The organism is Micromonospora olivasterospora, assembly GCF_007830265.1.
Classification (GTDB): domain Bacteria; phylum Actinomycetota; class Actinomycetes; order Mycobacteriales; family Micromonosporaceae; genus Micromonospora; species Micromonospora olivasterospora.
The window spans coordinates 106370-125916 of the sequence record NZ_VLKE01000001.1 but is presented as its reverse complement, the minus strand read 5'-3'; the positions used below and the strand labels follow the sequence as shown (position 1 = coordinate 125916).

General features: G+C 74.2%; 17 protein-coding genes and 1 pseudogene. 8 read left to right on the top strand and 10 right to left on the bottom strand.

What is annotated here, in order from left to right; genetic code table 11:
* Window positions 1-45: 45 nt before the first annotated feature.
* A complete protein-coding gene (locus JD77_RS00460; protein WP_211372446.1) occupies window positions 46-1074 on the bottom strand; it encodes a LacI family DNA-binding transcriptional regulator in 1029 nt (342 codons plus the stop codon).
* Between the two features lie 205 nt (window positions 1075-1279).
* Between JD77_RS00460 and JD77_RS00455 the strand changes: the two genes are divergently transcribed.
* Entirely contained in the window at window positions 1280-2518 is a 1239-nt protein-coding gene (locus JD77_RS00455; protein ID WP_145772556.1) for an MFS transporter, read from the top strand.
* A gap of 262 nt (window positions 2519-2780) precedes the next feature.
* Here the strand turns inward: JD77_RS00455 and JD77_RS00445 are convergent, their stop codons facing one another.
* Window positions 2781-4007, bottom strand: a complete 1227-nt coding sequence (locus JD77_RS00445; RefSeq protein ID WP_145772555.1) for a PucR family transcriptional regulator — start codon at window positions 4005-4007, stop codon at window positions 2781-2783.
* 85 nt (window positions 4008-4092) lie between these two features.
* Here JD77_RS00445 and JD77_RS00440 point away from each other — a divergent pair, with 85 nt between their 5' ends.
* Both JD77_RS00440 and JD77_RS00435 read left to right on the top strand, forming a co-directional pair.
* Window positions 4093-5184, top strand: coding sequence for a ferredoxin reductase (locus tag JD77_RS00440; RefSeq protein WP_145772554.1), 1092 nt, complete (start codon window positions 4093-4095; stop codon window positions 5182-5184).
* Window positions 5185-5198: 14 nt separating this feature from the next.
* A complete protein-coding gene (locus JD77_RS00435; RefSeq protein WP_145772553.1) occupies window positions 5199-6341 on the top strand; it encodes a fatty acid desaturase family protein in 1143 nt (380 codons plus the stop codon).
* Window positions 6342-6354: 13 nt separating this feature from the next.
* Here the strand turns inward: JD77_RS00435 and JD77_RS00430 are convergent, their stop codons facing one another.
* Window positions 6355-7068, bottom strand: coding sequence for a polyamine aminopropyltransferase (locus JD77_RS00430; RefSeq protein WP_145772552.1), 714 nt, complete (start codon window positions 7066-7068; stop codon window positions 6355-6357).
* A gap of 292 nt (window positions 7069-7360) precedes the next feature.
* On the opposite strand from JD77_RS00430, the pseudogene eccB reads away from it, so the two are divergent.
* A pseudogene (eccB, locus tag JD77_RS00420) lies at window positions 7361-8751 on the top strand (type VII secretion protein EccB).
* 105 nt (window positions 8752-8856) lie between these two features.
* Here eccB and JD77_RS00415 read toward each other — a convergent pair.
* Together JD77_RS00415 and JD77_RS00410 are read right to left on the bottom strand one after the other, a co-directional pair.
* The gene (locus JD77_RS00415) at window positions 8857-9465 is read right to left on the bottom strand and encodes a class I SAM-dependent methyltransferase (protein ID WP_145772551.1); all 609 of its coding nucleotides are present in this window, start codon (window positions 9463-9465) and stop codon (window positions 8857-8859) included.
* Window positions 9466-9609: 144 nt separating this feature from the next.
* Complete coding sequence (locus JD77_RS00410; protein ID WP_145772550.1) at window positions 9610-11385, bottom strand: ABC transporter substrate-binding protein; 1776 nt, start codon at window positions 11383-11385, stop codon at window positions 9610-9612.
* 423 nt (window positions 11386-11808) lie between these two features.
* Here JD77_RS00410 and JD77_RS00405 point away from each other — a divergent pair, with 423 nt between their 5' ends.
* Entirely contained in the window at window positions 11809-13044 is a 1236-nt protein-coding gene (locus JD77_RS00405; RefSeq protein ID WP_145772549.1) for an aminotransferase class V-fold PLP-dependent enzyme, read from the top strand.
* Between the two features lie 72 nt (window positions 13045-13116).
* Here JD77_RS00405 and JD77_RS00400 read toward each other — a convergent pair whose 3' ends face one another.
* The gene (locus tag JD77_RS00400) at window positions 13117-13797 is read right to left on the bottom strand and encodes a class I SAM-dependent methyltransferase (protein ID WP_145772548.1); all 681 of its coding nucleotides are present in this window, start codon (window positions 13795-13797) and stop codon (window positions 13117-13119) included.
* A gap of 109 nt (window positions 13798-13906) precedes the next feature.
* On the bottom strand, window positions 13907-14698 hold the full coding sequence (locus JD77_RS00395) for an SAM-dependent methyltransferase (protein ID WP_145772547.1): 792 nt from the start codon (window positions 14696-14698) through the stop codon (window positions 13907-13909).
* 211 nt (window positions 14699-14909) lie between these two features.
* Here JD77_RS00395 and JD77_RS00390 point away from each other — a divergent pair, with 211 nt between their 5' ends.
* Window positions 14910-15359 (top strand): SRPBCC domain-containing protein, encoded by a 450-nt coding sequence (locus tag JD77_RS00390; protein WP_145772546.1) that lies wholly within the window; start codon window positions 14910-14912, stop codon window positions 15357-15359.
* The gene (locus JD77_RS00385) at window positions 15356-15988 is read left to right on the top strand and encodes a YncE family protein (RefSeq protein WP_145772545.1); all 633 of its coding nucleotides are present in this window, start codon (window positions 15356-15358) and stop codon (window positions 15986-15988) included. The genes JD77_RS00390 and JD77_RS00385 overlap by 4 nt, the downstream gene beginning before the upstream one ends.
* A 30-nt stretch (window positions 15989-16018) precedes the next feature.
* Here the strand turns inward: JD77_RS00385 and JD77_RS00380 are convergent, their stop codons facing one another.
* The 3 genes from JD77_RS00380 to JD77_RS00370 all read right to left on the bottom strand — a co-directional run bounded on the left by JD77_RS00380 (window position 16019) and on the right by JD77_RS00370 (window position 18651).
* Window positions 16019-16987, bottom strand: a complete 969-nt coding sequence (locus tag JD77_RS00380) for a DUF1702 family protein (RefSeq protein ID WP_145772544.1) — start codon at window positions 16985-16987, stop codon at window positions 16019-16021.
* A gap of 191 nt (window positions 16988-17178) precedes the next feature.
* Entirely contained in the window at window positions 17179-18036 is an 858-nt protein-coding gene (locus JD77_RS00375) for a class I SAM-dependent methyltransferase (RefSeq protein ID WP_145772543.1), read from the bottom strand.
* Between the two features lie 3 nt (window positions 18037-18039).
* Window positions 18040-18651: an NUDIX hydrolase gene (locus tag JD77_RS00370; RefSeq protein ID WP_145772542.1), complete on the bottom strand. Its 612-nt coding sequence runs from the start codon at window positions 18649-18651 to the stop codon at window positions 18040-18042.
* Window positions 18652-18839: 188 nt separating this feature from the next.
* On the opposite strand from JD77_RS00370, the gene JD77_RS00365 reads away from it, so the two are divergent.
* Window positions 18840-19544, top strand: coding sequence for a winged helix-turn-helix transcriptional regulator (locus JD77_RS00365; RefSeq protein ID WP_145772541.1), 705 nt, complete (start codon window positions 18840-18842; stop codon window positions 19542-19544).
* The last annotated feature ends 3 nt before the right edge of the window (window positions 19545-19547 follow it).

The window sequence follows — 19547 nt, the reverse complement described above, 5'->3', positions numbered from 1 at the left end:
GAGCCGGGGGCCACCGGCCCGGGCCGGCGGCGGAGACGGCTGCGGTCAGCAGCCGCAGGATCTTCTGATGATCAGTTCGGCGCCCAGCTCCCGGCGGTCCTCGGGTCGGTAGACGGGGGTGGGGTGCTCGCCCCGGCGTTCCGTGGCGAGCTGCTCGTCGATGACGCGGGTCAGGGTCTGGGCCGCCAGCACGCCGATGCTCTCGCTGTCCTCGTTGAGGACGGTCAGCGGCGGGTTCAGCAGGGGCGCCCAGGCGAACTCGTCGAAGCCGACGACGGCCGTGTCGTCGGGGATCCGGATCCCCTTCTCCTGGAGCACCCGCAGGGTGCCGTGCACGATCGGGTTGTTGCCGGCGATGATCGCCTGCGGCCGGGGCGACCCGGCGGCGTCGAGGTACCCGCGCAGGGTCTCGTACGCCGACTGCGCGTCGTTGCGGCTCTCCAGGACGGTGAGCCGTACGCCGTACGCCTGCGCGGCGGCGCGGATGCCGCGTTCGCGTTCCGCCCGGGTCGACCAGCGCCCGGGGTAGACCAGGAACAGCCAGTCGGTGAGGCCGTGCTGCGCCAGGTGCGTCCCGACCTTCATGCTGGCCGCGAAGTTGTCCGTGGCGATTCCCGGATACCGCACCTCGCCGGCCGACGGTACCGAGTCCACGAACACCACAGGGATGTCCCAGTCGCTGAGCAGCTTCGCGTTCTCGGGGCTGAGGGTCAGGGTGGCGATCACCCCGGCGGTACGGGACTGGATCAGGTCGCGCACGACCGCGTCCTCCACCGCCTCGGTGTACTCGCCCTCCGCCGCGACGTCGGCCACGACCATGGTGCGGTCGGTGGCCCGCAGCGTGCGCTGGATGCCCTTCATCAGGTCGATGTAGTAGTGGTTCGAGGTGCTGGCGGTGATCACCGTGACCGAGCTGCGGGTGTTCTTACGGAGCTCCTGCGCCGCCCGGTTGGGCACGTAGCCGAGCTCCCGGGCGGCCCGGAGCACCAGCTCCCGGCTGGTCGCGGAGACGCCGTCGCTGTTGCTGAGTGCCCGCGAGACCGTGTACACGGAGACCCCGGCGGCGCGGCTCACGTCGCGCAGGGTGGGTTTCTTGGCCGCCGAAGCCTCCTAAACGATTAGGCAGAACGCGGAGTAACCGCTGCCTGGCCCCTAAACGATTAGGAGGGACCGTAGTCCGCGGTTCATCAGGGCGTCAAGAGTTGGTAACATGGTTACTCTTCGTGGTTGAGGTGTGGCGGGTGCTCGGATCGGGCCGGGTTCCGCTAGCCTCGGCGCCGTGACGGTCGCCACCGGAAAACCGGCCGTACCCAGCTCGTCGCGCCACGACCGGCGCTTCCAGACGTTCTGGTCGGCGCAGGTTCTCTCCGTGCTCGGCGACTCGTTCTCGCAGTTGGCCGTGCCGCTGCTGGTGCTCGACGCGACCGGCTCGGTCGCCACGGCCGGGCTGCTCACCGGCGCGTCCGGCACGGCGGCCGTCCTCGCCGGGCTGTTCGCCGGCGTCGTGGTGGACCGCGTCGATCGCCGGGCGCTGCTGGTCGGCTGCGACGTGCTGCGGACGCTGCTGTTCGCGGCGATCCCGCTGGTCTGGCTGCTGGCGCCCGCCCCGCCGGTCTGGCCGCTGTTCGTGCTGCTGCCCCTGGCCGCGGCGACCGGAATGGTGTTCCAGGTCGCCGCCGTCACGGCGGTGCGCAGCCTGGTGCCGGCCGAGGGCCTGACCCGGGCCAACGGCCGGCTGCACGCCGGCACCGCGCTGGCCTCCGTCGCCGGGCCCGCGCTGGCCGGCGCGGTGTCGGGCCGGTTCGGCCCCGCGGGCGCGATCGCCGTCGACGCCGCGAGCTTCGCGCTCTCCGCGGCGCTGCTCCTGCTGGTACGGCTGCCCGCCCGGGCCGCCGCGCCCGCCGACGAGCGCACCGGGCCGTGGGCCGAGTTCCTGGCCGGGGCGCGGTTCCTGCTCCGCCACCCGGTGCTGCGGCCGCTCACCGGGCTGCTGACGGTCTTCATCCTGCTCACCTACGGCATCGACGACGTGGTGATCTACCACCTCAAGCACGATCTCGGGCAGCCCGACGGCACGGTGGGCCTGGTGCTCACGGCCGGCGCGGCGGGGACGGTGACCGGCTCCCTGCTCGTCGCGCGGCTGCGCCGGCGGCTCGGCTTCGGGGCGTGCTGGATCGGCTCGGTGGCGCTGGCCGGCGTCGCCGTCGCGGCCCTGGCGCTGACCGGCCGGCCCACCGGGGTCGGCGCGCTGGTGGTCGTCTGGTTTGCCTGCGTGAGCGTGGGCGGCATCTGCTCGCTGTCGCTGCGCCAGGAGGTGACGCCTGAGCATCTGCTCGGGCGCGTCACCGCGGCGTTCTGGACGATCCACTTCTCGCTCGGCGGCATCGGCGCGGCGGCGTTCACCTGGCTGGCCCAGCGGCACGGCACCACGGCGGCGTTCGCGCTGGCCGGAGCCGGCTGCCTGGCCGTAGCCCTCGCCGCCCTGTTCACCACCGTCCGCCGCCCCACCCCACCCTGACCCCCACCCTGACCCCACCCCCACCCCACCCCACCCCCACCCCCACCCCACCCCCACCCCCACCCCCACCCCACCCCCACCCCCACCCCACCCCCACCCCCCGCCCCCGCGATCTTGCACTTTGTGCCCGGTCATATGGTGCAAAGGCCGCGAACCGGGGGCCAAAAGTGCAAGATCGCGGGTGTCGGCGCCTGCCGCGCGGGCGGGGCGGGGCCGCGGGCGGGGCGGGGCCGGGGGCAGGGTGGGTGGGTGGGTGGGTGGGTCAGGTTGGGGTCGGGTTTGGGAGGACCGCCAGGGCGAGGGTCAGGTCGAGCACCGTGGCCGGGTCGTGCAGCCGGTCGCCGTACAGCTCCCGTACCTTCGCCATCCGGTACCGGACGGTCTGCGGATGGACGAACAGGTCCGCCGCGACGTCGTCCCGGCGCCCCTGGTGCAGCAGCCAGGAGCGCAGGGTCTCGGCGAGCCGGTGAGCGGTTGCCGGCGGCAGCGACGACAGCGGTCGCAACACCTGCGCACGCAGGTCGGCCAGGGCGTCCGGGTCCATGCTCAGCAGCAGGCGCGCCAGGTGCTGCTCGGTGTCCAGCGGCGCGTCCGGGTCGCCGCAGCGCAGCCCCAGCGGCAGCGCCCGGGCCGCCCGCTCGTACGAGGCGGCGACCCGGTGCCACGGCCGGGCCGGCCCCAGCACCGCCCGGTGCCCGTGCAGCACCCGGACGAGCTGCCGTCGCCGGCCGCCGTGCATGTCCGGCACCAGCAGCACGGCCAGTTCCTCGGCCGCGTCCACCCCCGGCATGTCCTCGCCGCTCTCCAGCGTGTGCGGGCTCAGCGCCGGCAGCACGGCCCGCAGGTTGCTGCGGGGCAGCAGTACCACGGTCAGGGTCTGCGGCGGGGGCCAGTCCGCCCGCTCGGCGCTGCGGCGCAGCACCTCCTCGGCCTCGCCGGCCAGCAGTTGCTGGGTGAGCCGCTCCAGGTACCGCTGGCGGGCCCGCCCGGCGCTGGCCAGCTCGTCGGCGTGCCCGGCGACGCTGGCGGCGGAGAGTTCGTCGATGTAGGCGAACATCAGCTCGGCGAACTCGGCGACCGTCCCGGCGGGCAGCCCGTCGCGTACGGTGGTGGCCGAGACCTCCCGCCACGCCACCCGCGCGCCCACCCGGTACGCCGCGAGCAGCGCGTCCATGCTGCGGCCCGAGCGCGCCTCGCCGCTGCCGAGCGCGTACGCGGCCTCCAGCGCCGGGGTGAGCGGGGTGCCCGGGTCGGACCCCTGGGGCCGCTCCAGGAGCTGGAGGAACGTGCCCAGCGCGATGCGTACCGCGTTCTCGATCTTGTCCCGCATCTGCCCGGTGAGGGTGCCGGAGTAGGCGGGCACCTCGGCGGTGATCGCGGTGACCGTGCGTTCGGCGACCAGGGGCAGCGCGGCGCGCAGTCCGGTTGCGGTCCGCTCGTCCAGTTCGAGATGGGCGGCCCGGCGGGTGGTCCCCGAGCGATCCGGCATCACTTGTACTCCCCGAACAAAACCCCGCGGCTGATTCACCTTCGCCGGTCAAGATGTTATGCGATGCCGCCGCCAGGCTGGTCGTATGACCACCACCGTCCCGCGTCCGCCCGGCAAGGTCACCCTCCGGGACCGGCTGCTCCGGCTCGCCGAGACGGTCACCACGCCGGTGCTGCCCGGGGACTACCTCGACATGGTCGCCCCGCTGCGCGCGGGGACCGCCCTGCGTGGGCGGATCGTCGACGTCCGCCCGGAGACCCGGGACGCGGCCACCGTGGCCATCCGTCCGGGGCGCAGCTGGCGCGGGCACACACCCGGGCAGTACGTCCGCCTGGGCGTGGACGTCGACGGGGTGCGGCAGTGGCGGACGTACTCGCTCACCTCGGCCCCGGGCCGGGCCGACGGGTTGATCACGGTCACCGTGAAGGCGATCCCGGACGGCCGGGTCAGCAACCACCTGGTCCGCCGGATCCGGCCGGGCACCCTCGTCCAGCTCGACCAGGCCGAGGGGGACTTCGTCCTGCCCGCCGCCGTCCCGGAGCGGGTCCTGTTCGTCACCGCCGGCAGCGGGATCACCCCGGTCATGGGCATGCTGCGCGCCGGGGCGCTCGCGGCCGCGGACGTCGTGCTGGTGCACTCCGCGCCGACGCCCGACGACGTGATCTTCGGCGACGAGCTGCGCGGGCTGGCCGCGCGCGGCGCGATCCGCCTGGTGGCGCGGCACACCGACGCCGACGGCAGGCTGGGCGTGGCGGAGCTGGCCCGCCTGGTGCCCGACCATCTGGAGCGGCGGACCTGGGCGTGCGGGCCCGGGGGCATGCTGGACGCGGTCGAGCGGCACTGGGCCGACCACGGGGTGGCCGACCGGCTGCACACCGAGCGGTTCCGGCCGACGGTGATCTCGCCCGGTGCGGGCGGCGCCGTCACGTTCACGCGGGCCGGGGTGACCGTCCGGGCCGACGGCGGCACGGCCCTGCTCGACGCGGGCGAGGCCGCCGGGGTGCTCATGCCGTCCGGGTGCCGGATGGGCATCTGCTTCGGCTGCGTGGTGCCGCTGCGCCAGGGGGCGGTCCGGGACCTGCGCAACGGGGAGATCACCACAGCCGAACCCGGCGACGGCGTGCTCGTCCAGACCTGTGTGTCGGCGGCGGCCGGTACCTGCGACATCGACCTCTGACAGGAGAAGCGCGCGTGACCGCGATCCAGAAGAAGCCCGGCAACCAGATCGCCCACCTCACCGCCGAGGACATCGAGAACCTGGGCCGGGAGCTGGACGCCATCCGGGAACGGGTGATCGCCAGCCGGGGCGAGCGCGACGCGAGGTACATCCGTCGGGTCATCTCCACCCAGCGCAAGCTGGAGCTGGGCAGCCGGGCGGTGCTGCTGTTCTCGCTCTTCCCGCCGGCCTGGGTGGTCGGCACCGCCGGCCTCGCGGTGGCCAAGATCCTGGAGAACATGGAGATCGGCCACAACGTCCTGCACGGCCAGTGGGACTGGATGCGCGACCCGAAGATCCACTCGACCACCTGGGACTGGGACCACGTCTCCCCGCCGGAGCAGTGGAAGCGCTCGCACAACGAGCTGCACCACCGGTACACCAACGTGCTCGGCAAGGACAACGACCTCGGGTACGGCATCATGCGGGTCGACGAGGACCAGCCGTGGCACCCCGTGCACCTGGGGCAGCCGCTGTGGAACCTCCTCAACGCCTGCTTCTTCGAGTACGGCATCGCCGCGTACGACCTTGAGCTGGGCGAGAACCTGCGCGACGGCCGGCACAAGCGCCCCGAGTTCCGGGCCCGGGTCCGGGCGGTCGGCCGCAAGATCCGTAAGCAGGTGCTCAAGGACTACGTCGTGCACCCGCTGCTGTCCGGCCCGTCCTTCCTCAGCACCCTTGCGGCCACCTTCACCGCCAACCTGATCCGCAACCTGTGGAGCCACTCGGTGATCATGTGCGGGCACTTCCCGGAGGGTGTGGAGACCTTCGAGAAGACGTCCATCGAGGGGGAGACCCGGGGCGAGTGGTACCTGCGGCAGATGCTCGGCTCGGCCAACATCAGCGGCCCCCGGCTGCTGCACATCATGACCGGGAACCTGTCGTTCCAGATCGAGCACCACCTCTTCCCGGACCTGCCGAGCAACCGGTACCAGGAGATCGCGCCGGAGGTGCGGGCGCTGTTCGCCAGGTACGGGCTGACGTACACCACCGGCTCCCTGCCCAGGCAGGTCGCCTCCGCGTGGTGGAAGGTGATCCGGCTGTCGCTGCCCAACCGCTCGACGCCCGCGCCGCGTCCCGTCGACGACCTGCCGGTCCCGGCGCTCGCCGACGCGTAGCGCGCGCCGGTCCTCACCTGCGGGCGACGTAGACCGTGTTGGCGGACTCCCGGCGCTGCAGCGGGTTCGGGAACCGGACGACGTGGGCCAGCGACGTCGGGAACACCCCGGTCAGCACCCGCTGGAACGCGGCGTCCGGCGGGTCGTTGGACCACAGCGCGAAGACGCCGTCCGGGTGCAGGTGCTCGGCGAGCCGGCGCAATCCCTCGGCGGTGTAGAACGGCGCGTGACCGGGGTGCAGCACGTGCCGGGGGGAGTGGTCCACGTCCAGCAGGACCGCGTGGAAGCGCCGCCCCGGCTCGTCGGGGTCGAAGCCCGTCCCGTCCTGGACGGCCGCGAAGAAGTCCGCGCGGACGAAGCGGGTGCGCGGGTCGGCGGCCAGCCCCTCCGCGAACGGCAGCAGGCCCCGCCGGTGCCAGTCGATGACGTCCTCGATCGCCTCCACCACCAGCAGGGAGCGCACCCGGGGGTCCTCCAGGGCGGTGCGGGCGGTGTACCCGAGGCCGAGGCCGCCGACCACGACGTCGAGGGCCTCGCCGCCCAGCGGCGCCAGCCCCAGCCGGGCCAGCTCGATCTCCGCGACCGGGAAGAGGCTGGACATCAGGAACTCGTCGTCGAGCTTGACCTCGTACACCTCGCGGTCCAGCGCGGGATCGTGCCGTCGGCGCAGGCTGATCTCCCCGATCGGGGTCTCCCGCCAGGCCAGTTCCTCGAATCGCGTGCCCACGGGTCCTCACTTCGGCCGGTTCGTGCGGATGCTACCGCCCGCGCGGCGTCCTTGCCGCCGCGGCGCCCGCTGACCAAGAGATTTGTGTCGGGATCCGTGCCTGCGGCTGACGGAAGTCTCTTGATCGCCGAAGCGAGGGCGGCGGGGGCGGGGGCGGCGGGGCGGGGCGGCGGGGCGGGGCGGGCACCGGGGGCGGCGGGGCGGCGGGGCGGGGCGACGGAGGGTCTCCGGGGGATCGACGGAGCGCTTATCCTGTGCGCCGACCGACTCGTCGCCCGTCGGAGGGGAGCGCATGCCGTCGCGGCAGGACCAGCTGCACTCGTACCAGTTCACCGTCCAGCGGGCGGTCGCCGCCCTGGTGATGCGGGAGACCGACCCGGCGCGGTCGCCGTTCCGCCGGCTGGCCGGCGCGGGGCTGGCCAGCGTGCTGGTGGCCGCGATCGCACTCGGTGGCTTCGCCCTGTACGGGCTGTTCGCCGGCGGCGGTACCAAGTGGCGCGATCCCGGCGCGGTGATCGTGGAGAAGGAGTCCGGGGCCCGGTTCGTCTACCGGGACGGCCGGCTGCACCCGGTGCTCAACTACGCCTCCGCGCTGCTGATCGTCGGCGCGGAGCGCCCGCAGACCGTGCTGGTCTCCCGTCGCTCGATCGAGGGCGTGCCGCGCGGGCTCCCGCTGGGTATCGCCGACGCCCCCGACTCGCTGCCGGAGCGCGACCGCCTGTCGACCGCGCCGTGGACGGTCTGCTCGGTCGCCTCCGGCGAGGCCGGGTGGGCGGCCCCCGGTCGGCGCTGTTGATCGGGGTGGCCGCCGCCGGGGGCCGTACGCCGGGCGACGACGCCGTCCTGCTCCGGCATCCCGACGGCAGCCTGCACCTGGTCTGGCACGGCCGGCGCCACCTGCTGCGCGACACCGGCCGGGTGCTGGCCGCGCTGGCCGCCACCCGGCAGCGCGCCGTGCCGGCCGCGCCCGCCCTGGTCGACAGCTTCCCGGCCGGCGCCGACCTGGCCCCGCTGGACCTGCCCGGCCTCGGGGAGCCCTCGGCGCGGGTGTCCGGCGCGGCGGTCGGCGACGTCTTCCTCGTCCGCAACCCCGGCGGCAACCGGCAGTACGCCGTCGCGCTGGCCCGGGGCCTCGCCGGCATCACCGAGTTGCAGGCCAGCCTGCTGCTCGCCCGCACCGGCCAGGGCGAGCCGGAGGCGATGACCCTCGGCCGGTTCGCCGCCCTGCCCAAGCTGCCCGACCTGGCGCCGACCGGGCCCGCCGCCCCGCCGGCCAGCCCGCCCCGGCTGGCCACCCCGGACGGCGGGGCGCTCTGCGCCCGCGTCGGCGACGACGGCGGGGTACGCGAGGTCCGGCTCGGCGCCGCCGTGCCCGACCTGTCCGGCAGCCCCCGGACCGCGGGCGCGGCGGCGCGCGGCGGCACCCTCGCCGACCACGTCCTGGTCGAGCCGGGGCGCGGCGCGGTCGTCGAGTCGTCCGCCGCCCCCGGGGCCACCGGCGGCGCGGTCTCCGTGGTCACCGACCTGGGCCGACGGTACGTGCTGGCCGACGCCGAGGTGCTCGGCATGCTCGGCTACCGGGACGTGCGACCGCTGCGGCTGCCGGCCGGCCTGGTCGGCCTGGTACCCGCCGGCAGTCCTCTCGACCCGGCCGCCGCTCGGGCGGTCGCCGCCCCGGCGTGAGCGACCTGATCGCCTGCGTGGACAGACATACCGTGCGCACGTGCCGGGTCAACTCCGGCCTCGGCGACGCGACGGACGCCTGGCGCGGTGGACGCGTGGCGCGGCTCAGGCGGCGGCCGGCCGGCGCAGCACGGTGACGGCGAAGTCGGCGTCGTCCCGCCAGGGGCGCAGGTCCCAGGTGGCGAAGCGGTGCTCGAGGCGCAGCCCGGCCGCCACCGCGTCCGCGTCGAAGTCGGTGAGCGGGTAGCCCCGGTCGGTGCCGAACCCCACCGCGACGACCCCGTCGGGGCGCAGGTGGGCGGCGACCCGGCGGAGCACCTCCCGCTCGGTGCCGGACGCCACGAACGCCATCACGTTGCCGGCCACCACGGCCGCGTCGAACGGCTCCGGCTCGCCGGCCGCCGCGAGATCCAGCTCGGCCAGGTCGGCGACCAGCCAGCGCGGGCCCGGGTGGTCGGCCCGGGCCGCCTCGACCAGCGCCGGGTCGGCGTCCACCCCGACGACCCGGTGGCCGCGGGCGGCGAGCGCCGCGCCGACCCGGCCGGTGCCGCAGCCGGCGTCGAGGATCCGCGAGCCCGGGGCGACCAGCGTGTCCACCAGCCGGGCCTCGCCGGCGAGGTCGGCGCCCTCGGTCGCCAGCCTCCGGAACCGGTCGATGTACCACTGCGAGTGCTCGGGGCCGGTGTCGGTGGCCCAGCGGGTCGGGTTCGCCATGCGCCCACGCTATCCGCCGGACGAGGGGGTCGGCGCGGGCATGGGCCGGGACCTGCCGGGACGGGCCCGCCGCGCCGGACGAGGGGGGTCGGCGCGGCGGGCGGGCCGGCCCGGATGGTGGCGGGATGCCGCCAACCGGGGGGGTCACCGGGCCGGTTCGAGCCACAGGTTGGTGATGTCGAAGAACTCGATCTGCGGGACGTGCACGGCGTTGCGCACCCGCTTGCCGTAGTAGCGCGAGGTCATCGCCGCGAAGGACAGGATCGGCACGACGGGGAGGTCCTGCATGATCAGCACGTCGATCTCGTGCCACAGCTCCTCGGCCCGCCGCTCGTCCGGCTCCTCCAGCGCGCGCTCGATGAGGGCGTCCACCCGCGGGTTGGAGTAGCCGCCGTAGTTCGTGGTGCCCGGCACGTCGTTGGTCTGGAACAGGGGCTGCACGATCACCCGGCCGTTGTTGCCGAACCAGTCGGGGGTGAACCCGGGCTCGGCGATGTCCCAGTCGCCGCGCCGGCCCGCCTCCGGGTCGGACAGCGCCGAGCCGTAGTACTCGGCCTGGGTGAAGGTCCGCCACTCCAGCGCAATCCCGATCTCCGCGAGGTTGGCGGCCACCGAGTCCATCACCTTGCGGTGGATGCCGATCTCGCGGACCGCGGCGATCAGGGTCAGCCCGTCGCCGTACCCGGCCTCGACCAGCAACTGGCGGGCGCGCTCCCGGTCGCCGCGCTGCCCCGGCGTCGCGTACGGGTCGAAGTCGTCGCGGTGCCCGACGCTGCCCCGGGGAATGATCGACCCGAGCGGCTCGTTCGGGGCGTCCAGCGCGTCGAGGATCTCGCCGATGGCCACCTTGTCGATCGCGTACGCGATGGCCTGGCGCACCTTCGGGTTGGACGTCGCCCGGCCCTGGTTCGGGCTGCGCAGGTTGAACACGATGTACGGGTTGAGCGCGAAGCCCGGGTAGGTGCGCGGGGCGGCCTCCTGGCCGGGCTTCGGGCGGTCCCACGACACGGCGGTGTACGACCAGGCGAGATCCACCTCGCCGGCGTCCATCCGGCGCTCCATCTCGGGCACCGGCACGTTCGAGGCGACGGTGATGTGGATGCCCTCGACGTACTGGTTGCGGATCGGGTCGGTCTCCTTGCGCCAGACCGGGTTGCGCTCCATCCGGATCTCCAGCCCGCGGTCGGCGTAGTGGGTCAGCCGGTACGGGGCGCAGGACCGGGTGTTGCGGCGGAACTCCATGCTGTCGGGCAGGTACGCGTCGTACTCGACCGGCGCGGGGGTGGCGAAGCCGGTGGCCAGGATGTTCAGGAAGTCGTTGGCGGGTCGGACCAGCCGGAAGACCAGGGTGTGGTCGTCGACCGCCCGCAGGCCGGCGATGTCGTGGCTGTGCTGGAACTCGGCCAGCGCGGCCGGCGTGATCTCCGCGTCGGCGAACGCCGCCCGATACGCCTCGCAGTACTCCCGGAAGCCGACGATGGTGCTGGTGAAGTAGGGCAGCGCCCCGGCGCCGGCCACCGGGTTCGGCAGCCGCTTGAACCCGCGGACGACGTCGTGCGCCGTTACCTCGCGCGGCGGCGTCGTGTCCCACAGCACGCCTTCGCGCAGCCGGACGGTCACGGTGCGGCGGTCGGGACTGATCCCGCCGTTGTCGACCGAGGGCGTCTCGGCGGCCAGGTCGGGCGCCGGGGTGAACGCCAGCTCCGGCGCGGACAGGTCGTCGGTGGCCGGGTAGGCGAACAGCTGCCGGGACAGTGCCCGCAGGATCTGGGCCGAGGTGGCGTAGTAGGCGCTGGCCGTGTCGATGTGATCCACCCCGCCCGGCCCGACCAGCCGCAGGATCCCCCCGTACCGGGGGTCGTCCCGGGTGGGGGAGAGCGCGGTGTCCGTGGTGGCGAGGGGCTGCGCGGTACCGGCCATGAGGGTCGACCTCCATCTGGCGTGGACGACGGCCTGCGGGGGAGCGGACCGCCCCCGAGTCTAGGCGGCCGTCGATGTGAAAGCTATATGATACTGAACTTCAAGAGATCCGGCGCGGGCGCCGTCAGCCCGGACAGGCGACGTGTTCCTGCGGTAGGTGGAGCCACGGTGGTTTCCGGTCACTATGGAAACACATAGTATGGCGGCTGCGGGGCGATCCCGTGCGTGGTCGCCCGGCCCGACGACGGAGGGAGTCCCGTTGATCCAGGACACCAGCGCGAAGAACGAGTCGATCGCCGCTGTGCTGGCCCGCCAGCGCACCGAGGCGGAGGCGAGCCGGGTGGCCGCGGCGCTGGCCGGGCCGCCGCCCGGTTCCCCGAGGTCCCCACCGGCCCGCTGGAGGACGAGGCGACCTGGCGGCGGGTGCGCGAGCTGTTCACCATCGATCCGAAGCTGAGCCACCTCAACGTGGGCACGATCGGGTCGGCGCCCAAGCGGGTGCTGGACATGTTGAAGCTGGCCGACTACGACTTCGCCCGCTACCCGCGCGACCCCTACCCGCCGACCACGATGACGGAGCCGCGCGCCGTGCTGGCCGCCAGCTACGGCTGCGACCCCGACGAGATCGCGATCGTGCAGGGGGCCACCGACGGCAACTCGCGGATCCTCAACGGCCTCGACCTGAACGAGGGGGACGAGGTCGTCACCACCACCCACGAGTGCTACACGATGCAGGCGCCGCTGAACCTGCTGCGCAACCGGCGGGGGGTGGTGGTCCGCAAGCTGACGCCGAAGCTCGGCCCGGACCAGAGCGCCGAGGAGATCGTGGAGATGTTCGCCGAGGCGATCACCCCGCGCACCCGGGTGCTCCAGTGGGCCGCGGTCACCTTCACCGTGGGCACGACGATGCCGACCCGGGCGCTGGTCGAGCTGGCGCAGCGGCACGGGCTGATCAGCGTGGTCGACGGCGCCCACCTGCCCGGCCAGTTCGCGCTGAACCTGCACGAGCTGGGGGTGGACTTCCTCAGCGGCTCGGGCTCGAAGTACCAGTGCGGCCCGATGGGCACCGGCATCCTGTACGCCCGCAACAAGGTGCTGCCCGAGTACAACCCGCTGCCCCTGCCGGACTTCTGGCCCATCATCTCGCTGTGGTACCCGATCGAGGGCCAGCTGCCGCCGCGGACCACCACCCGCGAGCCCGCGTACGACATCGGCACGCTGATCCAGAAGACCGGCTCGGCCGACCTGTCGCGCGGGCCGGCGCTGCAGGCCGCCTGCGAGATCTTCGCGACCATCGGGCAGGAGAACATCCAGCGGTACGTGCACGGCCTGAGCCGGCACCTCAAGCACCGCGTCGCCGAGCACTGGGGCGAGGAGTCGCTGTTCAGCCCGCTGCACGACGAGCGGCTGCACTGCGGCATGGTCGCGTTCCAGCCCTTCCGCGACCCGGAGCACGCCCTGGACATGAGCCGGTTCGTCGAGTTCGAGCAGCGGATGGAGGACGAGTACGGGGTCAACCTGCGGTTCACGTTCTTCCCCGTACACGGCTCGGACGCCGAGCGGTTCGCGATCCGGCTGGCCCCGCACCTGTACAACAGCCGCGAGGAGATCGACCACGCCGTCGAGTCGATGATCAAGCTGACCGAGGCGATGTCCTGACCGCCGCCCGCCCCCGCATGGTCATGGAGTCGACGGCGGTGTCGGTGCCGTCGACTCCATGACCACGAGGGATCAGGCCCGGACGCAGCGGAACACGGCCCAGCGCGGACCGTCGCCCGGGCCCGTCGGGCCGGCCGTGTGGTCCATCCCGGCCAGCCCCTCGGCGAACTCGTCGAGCCGCAGCCCGCACAGTCGCAGCTCCCGCAGGTACGTCTCCATCGTGCGGTGCCACGGCACCCCGCCGGGCAGGGCCGGGGTGACGGGCCGCTCGCCCTCCCGGAAGTAGTCGGCGGTGCGCAGCCAGCCCCGGCCGTGCGCGCTGCCGACGGCCGCGGTCACCATCGGGTGCGGCACGGAGAAGACCAGGCGTCCTCCGGGCACGAGGTCGTGGTGCACCGCGGCGAGCAGGCGGGGCAGGTTGCGCACCCGGTGCAGCGCCTGCCGCGACACCACCACGTCGACCCGGGTGGCGTCGTCCCGGCCGGACCAGGCGTTGAGGTCGCGTACCCGCAGCTCCCCGACGTCCGGGGTGATCAGCCGCCGGACGGGTCGGGCCGTCTCCTCGTCGGCCGCGACGCCCGTGTAGCTGAGCGCCCCCTTGCGCAGGGCGTACCCGACCAGGCCCGGGTCGGTGCAGCCGACGTCCAGGACCGCTCGGCCCCCCAGGTCGCCGAGGAATGCCAGGAGCAGGGAGAGTTCCCCGGTGGGACCGTCGATGCGCGGCCGGGCGGACCCGGTGGCGGATGTGGACACGGCAACCTCCTCGGGACCGCCGGCCGGGAAGCCGACCGGGCGTCCGCCGGCTCGGCGCGCCGGCGGTGGTGGATACGGACGACGGCGACTCGGTGCGCCGCCGGCCGGGTCAGGGCAGGCGGCCCACCCCGGCGAACGCCATGACCGCGGCGCGCGGCGAGGCGGGTGGGTCCCCGGGGTCGGGCCGCCATCGCGGCAGGAAGACGACCCCGGGGTCGAGCAGGTCGAAGCCGGTGAAGAACGCGGCCACCTCGGCCCGGGCGCGCATGTACGCCGTCGTCTGGCCCTCGGCCGTGATGTCCACCATGGACCGGACCCGCTCCGGGGCGCCGTCGTCGGTGCCGTGCGAGACCACCAGGAAGCTGCCCGGTGCCATCGCCTCCCGGTAGCGCGCCACCAGGTCCCGGGGCCGGTCGGCGTCGGCGACGTAGTGCAGGACGCCGAGCATGAGCACGGCCACCGGCTCGGTGAAGTCGATCAGCCGGCGCACCTCGTCGTGGGCGAGCAGGACGTCGGGCTCGCGCAGGTCGCCCTGGATCATGGCGACGCCCGGCGTGCCCGCCAGCAGGTCCCGGCCGTGCGCGACCGCCTCGGGCTCGACGTCGACGTAGACCACCCGGCGGTCCGGGTGCTTCTCCCCGGCGGTCTCGTGAACCGGGGCGACCCGGGGGATGGCCGAGCCGATGTCCAGGAACTGGCGGACCCCGGCCGCCGCGCAGTGCCGTACCGCCCGGGTGAGGAAGGCGCGGTTGAGTCGGGCCACCTCGGGCGCCTCCGGGACGCTGGAGATCATCCGGCGGGCGAACTCGCGGTCCACGTCGTCGTTGCGGTCGCCGCCCAGGTAGTAGTCGTAGACGCTGGCGACACTGGCGCGGCGGGGGGTGCCGGGCGGGTTGTCCATCGTGCTCCTCCTGGTGGCGCCCGTCACCGCCGACGGCCGGGTGGGATGCGGGGACGCCTCGCATGGAAACTATAAAATAAAGAAGCATCTTTCTCCATCGCCTCCGTCGTCCGCGGGTCGGCGGGTCGCTGCTTGACCGTGCCGGGGCGGATGACTAGCTTTTGTCGAAGGATGTGGTAGGGCTGTCCGCGAGGCAGAGGGAGCGACGTCGATGACCGATCCGGCCTTCGTGCACGAGATGGACCTCGCCGCCAACCCCGACCGGCTGTGGCGCGCGCTGACCGACGGCCGGCTGACGCGGCGGTACTGGTTCGACCGTCGGATCGACTCCACCTGGGTGCCCGGCGCGCCGCTGCGCTTCTACGACGGGGCGAGCGACGACGTCACCGACACCGGCACGGTGCTGGAGTGCGATCCGCCCCGCCGGCTGTCGTACAGCTTCCGGTACGAGCTCCAGGAGGGCGCCGCCGACCGGCCGTACACCCGGGTCACCTTCGAGCTGCTGCCCCTGCCCGGCGACCGGGTCCGGCTGCGCCTGGTGCACGACCGGCTGTCCGGCCCCGAGGAGGTCGACGGCTGGCGGGAGGGCTGGACGCCGATCCTGCGGAACCTGCGGGAGTTCGTGGAGGCCGGTGACCGGGCACGAGGAGCGCCCCGATGACCCTCAGGGCGGATCAGGTACGTGACATCCCGCTACGCGCACGACGACTCTGCGGCCTCGCCTGGTCCGGCCAGTTCCTCTGGTTCTCCGAGGCCGACCAGAACCGGATCATGGCCGTCGACCCGTTCTCCGGCACGGTGGCGCGGCGCCTCGACTGTCCCGACGTGCGCACCGATCTCGCCACCCGCGACGGCGCGCTGCTCCAGGTCGTCGGCGTCGAGCGGGCGGTGCGCACCATCGACCCCGACACGGGCGAGGTCCTCGGCGAGCTGCCCAACCCGCGCCCGGGGCACAAGCTGTGCGGGCTGGAGGTCAGCCGGCACGGGCGGTGGCTGGGCTACGAGGACCTGCGGCTGATCGACCTGCGCGACGACGACGGGCTGCTGCTCGACAGCGTTCCCGTCAGCGGCGCCGTCGCCGGGGTCACCGTCACGGACAAGCACCTGGTCTACGCCGACTACCCGGCCGGCGCGCTCACGGTGGTGGACCTGGCCCGCCGCCGCGAGATCGCCTCGTACCGGGTGGCCGGCAACCCTACCGGCCTCACCTGGGACGGCGGGCGCGTCTGGTACTGCGACTACACCGGCTGCCGGCTGCGCGCGGTCACCCTGCCCGAGCTGACCGGCTGAGCCGGCCCGCCGCCGGCACGGGGACGCCGGTCAGCTCTTGGCGAGGCGGGCGAACTCGTCGGCGATCCGGCGACGCCACACCGCGTACCCGGGCAGCGCGCCGTCGCCGGGCAGATCCCGGAGGGCGTCGTCGGTCATCCGCGCGGCCTCCTCCGGAGTGGCGGCGCACAGCGCGGCGGTGGCCCGGGCGGTGTGCTCCGTCGCCAGCCCCGCCCGCAGCCGCGCCTTGGCCGCGAACGCCGAGCCCTGCGCCACCGCCGGCCGGTGGTCGCCGGCGAGCCGCCACAGGGCGTCGAGCTCCTCCGGGTCGACCCCGCCGGCGTACGTCGCGGCGAGGCCGACGCCGCTGAACAGGTCGCCGCGACGCTCGGGCGCGAACCGCCCGACCAGCTCGACGACGTGCCGCACGTCGGCGCCGCCGACGAACCACAGCGCGCGGCCGATCCCCTGGTCCACCACCTGGTCGGCGTACGCGGCCAGCTCGGGCAGCGGCCACGCGGCGGGGGCCGGCCGCTGCTGGCGGTGGACGTACCGCCGGGTGTGGAAGTACGCCTGGTGGAAGCCGTACCCGTCCAGGGCCAGCCAGCGCAGCAGCGGGTCGGTGGGGAAGATCCGCCGCCACCGCCAGCGGGGCAGCCGGGCCATCGCCCAGCCCGCGCCCACGTACGCCATGTAGACGTGCCGCTGTGCGCGGCCCGCGAGGAACGGTCCGACGTGGTCGCCGAGGCCGAGGCCGGCCATGAGGCTGTACGCCATCGCCGCGCCCTCGTACGCGAAGCCCCGGAACGGCCGGTCGACGGCCTCCAGCAGCCGCTCGGCGTCCGCGGGGGTGGCGGACCCGGCCGCGTGGCCGAATCCGGTGACGAAGCCGCGGCCGGCCCCCTCCAGCGCCGCGCGGGCCGCCGGGTCCTTCACCCGGAAGCCGCGCTCGGCCAGGTCGGTCTGGCGCGGGGACGGGGTGAGCAGCCGGCGCCGCAGCGCCAACCAGGTAGCGGGCATGGTTCCTCCGTCGTCACGGGAGAGGGCTGGGAGACGTCGGCCGCGGCGGTCCGCGTACGGGGCGGACGCGCGACCGCCGACGCGGCGACCGGGCGTACCCCCATGATTGCCGACCGTGCCGGCTCGGTCTTCTCGGAGCTTGCTCTGTCGCCGCCGGTCGCGCCCCGGCCCGCGGCGCGACGCGCGGTGGCTCAGCGCGCCAGCGCGGGGCCGGCCACGGCGCGGACGGTCAGCGCGGTCGACGGCAGGGACAGGCCGGCGCCGTCGGCGTGACGCTCCGCCGCGGCGCCGACGGCCGCCCAGGTCTCCGGGTCGTCGGCGCTGCCGCACCGCTCGGCGATGCGCTCGCGCAGCAGGGGCGGGATGGTGGCCCGGGTGAAGCCCACGTACTCGGCCGCGGAGGCCGGCCGGAACGGCACCACGAACTCCTCGACCCGCACGTCGTGGAAGCCCGCCGCGGACAGCCGCCGGGCGAGCTGGTCGGGATCGGACAGCGTGTACGGGCCGGGCGTGCCGGGCGGTGGGGCGGGCAGCTCCAGGCGCTCGCTGAGCACCCGGTAGCCGAGCGACATCATCGGCACCCGGTCCGGGGTGCTCCACACCGCCGCGGCCAGCACCCCGCCGGGCCGCAGCACCCGGGCCACGGACCGGAAGGCGGCGTCCGGGTCCTCCGAGAACATCAGCCCCCACCGGCTGAGCACCACGTCGAGCGACCCGGCGGGCAGCGGGATGTCCTCCATGTCGCCGAGCGTGAACTCGACGTTGTCGAGGCCGCCGGCGTGCCGGCGGGCGGCCTCCAGCATGGCCGGGGAGATGTCCATGGCGACGACGCGGCCGCCGGGGGACACCGCCCGGGCGGCGGTCGCGGCCGGCTCGCCGACCCCGGTGCCCAGGTCGAGGACGTGCTGGCCGGGGCGCACCCCGCCCCAGTCGAGCAGCCGGTCGGTCACCGGCCGGGCCCCCCGTTCGAAGACCGTCATCGCCGACTCCCAGCCCGCGCTGATCGCGTCCCAGTTCTGTCGTTGCCGAAGCTTGACCGGCGAGTCCATTCGTCACTCCTTCGATGGGTGGGGCGCGAGCGGCAGCGCGCCGTCGGCGTGGTGCGGCGTGGGTGGGAGCGCGCCGGCATGGTGCGGGGGCGGCTGGGCGCCGGCATGGTGCGGCGCGGTGGCGAGGAAGCGGTCCACGAAGGCGCGGTGGTGCGGGATGAGCACCGGCGGGGGCGAGCGGAACAGTGAGCCGTCGCGGCGGTCGGCCAGCGCGGCGGGGCCGCCGCGGGCGCGGCAGGCGTACAGCAGCGACAGCGTGCTCGCGTACGGATGATCGGGCCAGGCGAACGTGCCCAGGTGGCCGACCACGTCGACGCCGAAGCCCAGCTCCCGCCGGGCCACCCGGTCGCACGCCTGCTCGGCGGACTCTCCGGGGCCGACGAAGCCGCCCGGCAGGTGCCAGCCGTGCCAGTGCTCGTCCTCGCGCCAGGTGCACAGCACGTCCGAGCCGTCGGAGGTGACGAGGAGCTCGACCGCCGGCTGGGGGGTCAACGTGGACAGCGCCCGCCAGATCGCCAGCGGCATGTGGGGGACGTGCCCGCCGCGCTCCCGGAGCAGGCCCAGCAGTCGGAGCAGCTCCTCGGTGTCCGCCTCGTCCAGTGGCGTCCGAGTCATCCGCCCCTCCCGTCGCGGGGCCGTTCCGTCGTGCCCGAACCCCACCGCGAACAACTATATGCGATTCAAGTTAACCTGGTCCATGTGTCGCGCTGCGCGATGCGGTGACGGACCGTGGTCGAGGTGGTGGACTCGCGTGACGGTGGGGGTGATCGAGAGCGGGTGCGCTACCGGATATGATAGCGGGCATGGAAAGGCCCGGCTCCGGCGCCAAGCGCAGCTATAACCAGTACTGTGGGCTCGCCTCGGCGCTCGACATCCTGGGTGAGCGATGGACGCTGCTGATCATCCGTGAGCTCCTGATGGGGCCGCGACGCTACAGCGACCTCCTGGTTGACCTGCCCGGCATCGGGACGAACCTGCTGGCCGAGCGGCTGAAGTTCCTGGTCGACAAGGGCGTCGTCCAGCAGATCGACCTCAAGGGCACGGGGTCCCGGCTGGCCTACGAGCTGGCCGAGCCCGGCGAGTCGCTGCGCCCCATCGTCCTCGGGCTCGCGCACTGGGGCATGGACCACGTGGGCGACCTCTCGCCGGCGGACACGGTCCGGCCGCACTGGGGCTTCCTGGCGGTCGAGGCGATGTTCCAGCCGGAGAAGGCCAGCGCGATCGACGAGAGCTACGAGTTCCGGGTCGACGACCAGGTCTTCCACGTGACCGTCGCCGGCCGCGTCCCGCGGGTCGGCAAGGGCCCGGCCGACAACCCGGCCATGGTCGCCGTCACCGACGCCGCCACGTTCGTGCAGATCGGCGCCGGCCGGCTCACGCCGTTGATCGCCATGGTGTCGGGTCGACTCACGATCGAGGGCGACGCCGAGGCGGTCGTCCGCTGCTGCGAGCTGCTGGGCATCGCGACCGGCGCGATGACCGCCCCCAGCAGGGCCCCCTCCCGGTAGCGG

Bases quoted from the DNA above. Each gene is read 5' to 3' on its own strand.
- JD77_RS00370 (WP_145772542.1), bottom strand. From the start codon at position 18,651: ATGACTCGGACGCCACTGGACGAGGCGGACACCGAGGAGCTGCTCCGA.
- JD77_RS00380 (WP_145772544.1), bottom strand. From the start codon at position 16,987: ATGCCCGCTACCTGGTTGGCGCTGCGGCGCCGGCTGCTCACCCCGTCC.
- JD77_RS00410 (WP_145772550.1), bottom strand. From the start codon at position 11,385: ATGGCCGGTACCGCGCAGCCCCTCGCCACCACGGACACCGCGCTCTCC.
- JD77_RS00445 (WP_145772555.1), bottom strand. From the start codon at position 4,007: ATGCCGGATCGCTCGGGGACCACCCGCCGGGCCGCCCATCTCGAACTG.
- JD77_RS00415 (WP_145772551.1), bottom strand. From the start codon at position 9,465: ATGGCGAACCCGACCCGCTGGGCCACCGACACCGGCCCCGAGCACTCG.
- JD77_RS00375 (WP_145772543.1), bottom strand. From the start codon at position 18,036: ATGGACTCGCCGGTCAAGCTTCGGCAACGACAGAACTGGGACGCGATC.
- JD77_RS00385 (WP_145772545.1), top strand. From the start codon at position 15,356: ATGACCCTCAGGGCGGATCAGGTACGTGACATCCCGCTACGCGCACGA.
- JD77_RS00390 (WP_145772546.1), top strand. From the start codon at position 14,910: ATGACCGATCCGGCCTTCGTGCACGAGATGGACCTCGCCGCCAACCCC.
- JD77_RS00365 (WP_145772541.1), top strand. From the start codon at position 18,840: ATGGAAAGGCCCGGCTCCGGCGCCAAGCGCAGCTATAACCAGTACTGT.
- JD77_RS00395 (WP_145772547.1), bottom strand. From the start codon at position 14,698: ATGGACAACCCGCCCGGCACCCCCCGCCGCGCCAGTGTCGCCAGCGTC.
- JD77_RS00440 (WP_145772554.1), top strand. From the start codon at position 4,093: ATGACCACCACCGTCCCGCGTCCGCCCGGCAAGGTCACCCTCCGGGAC.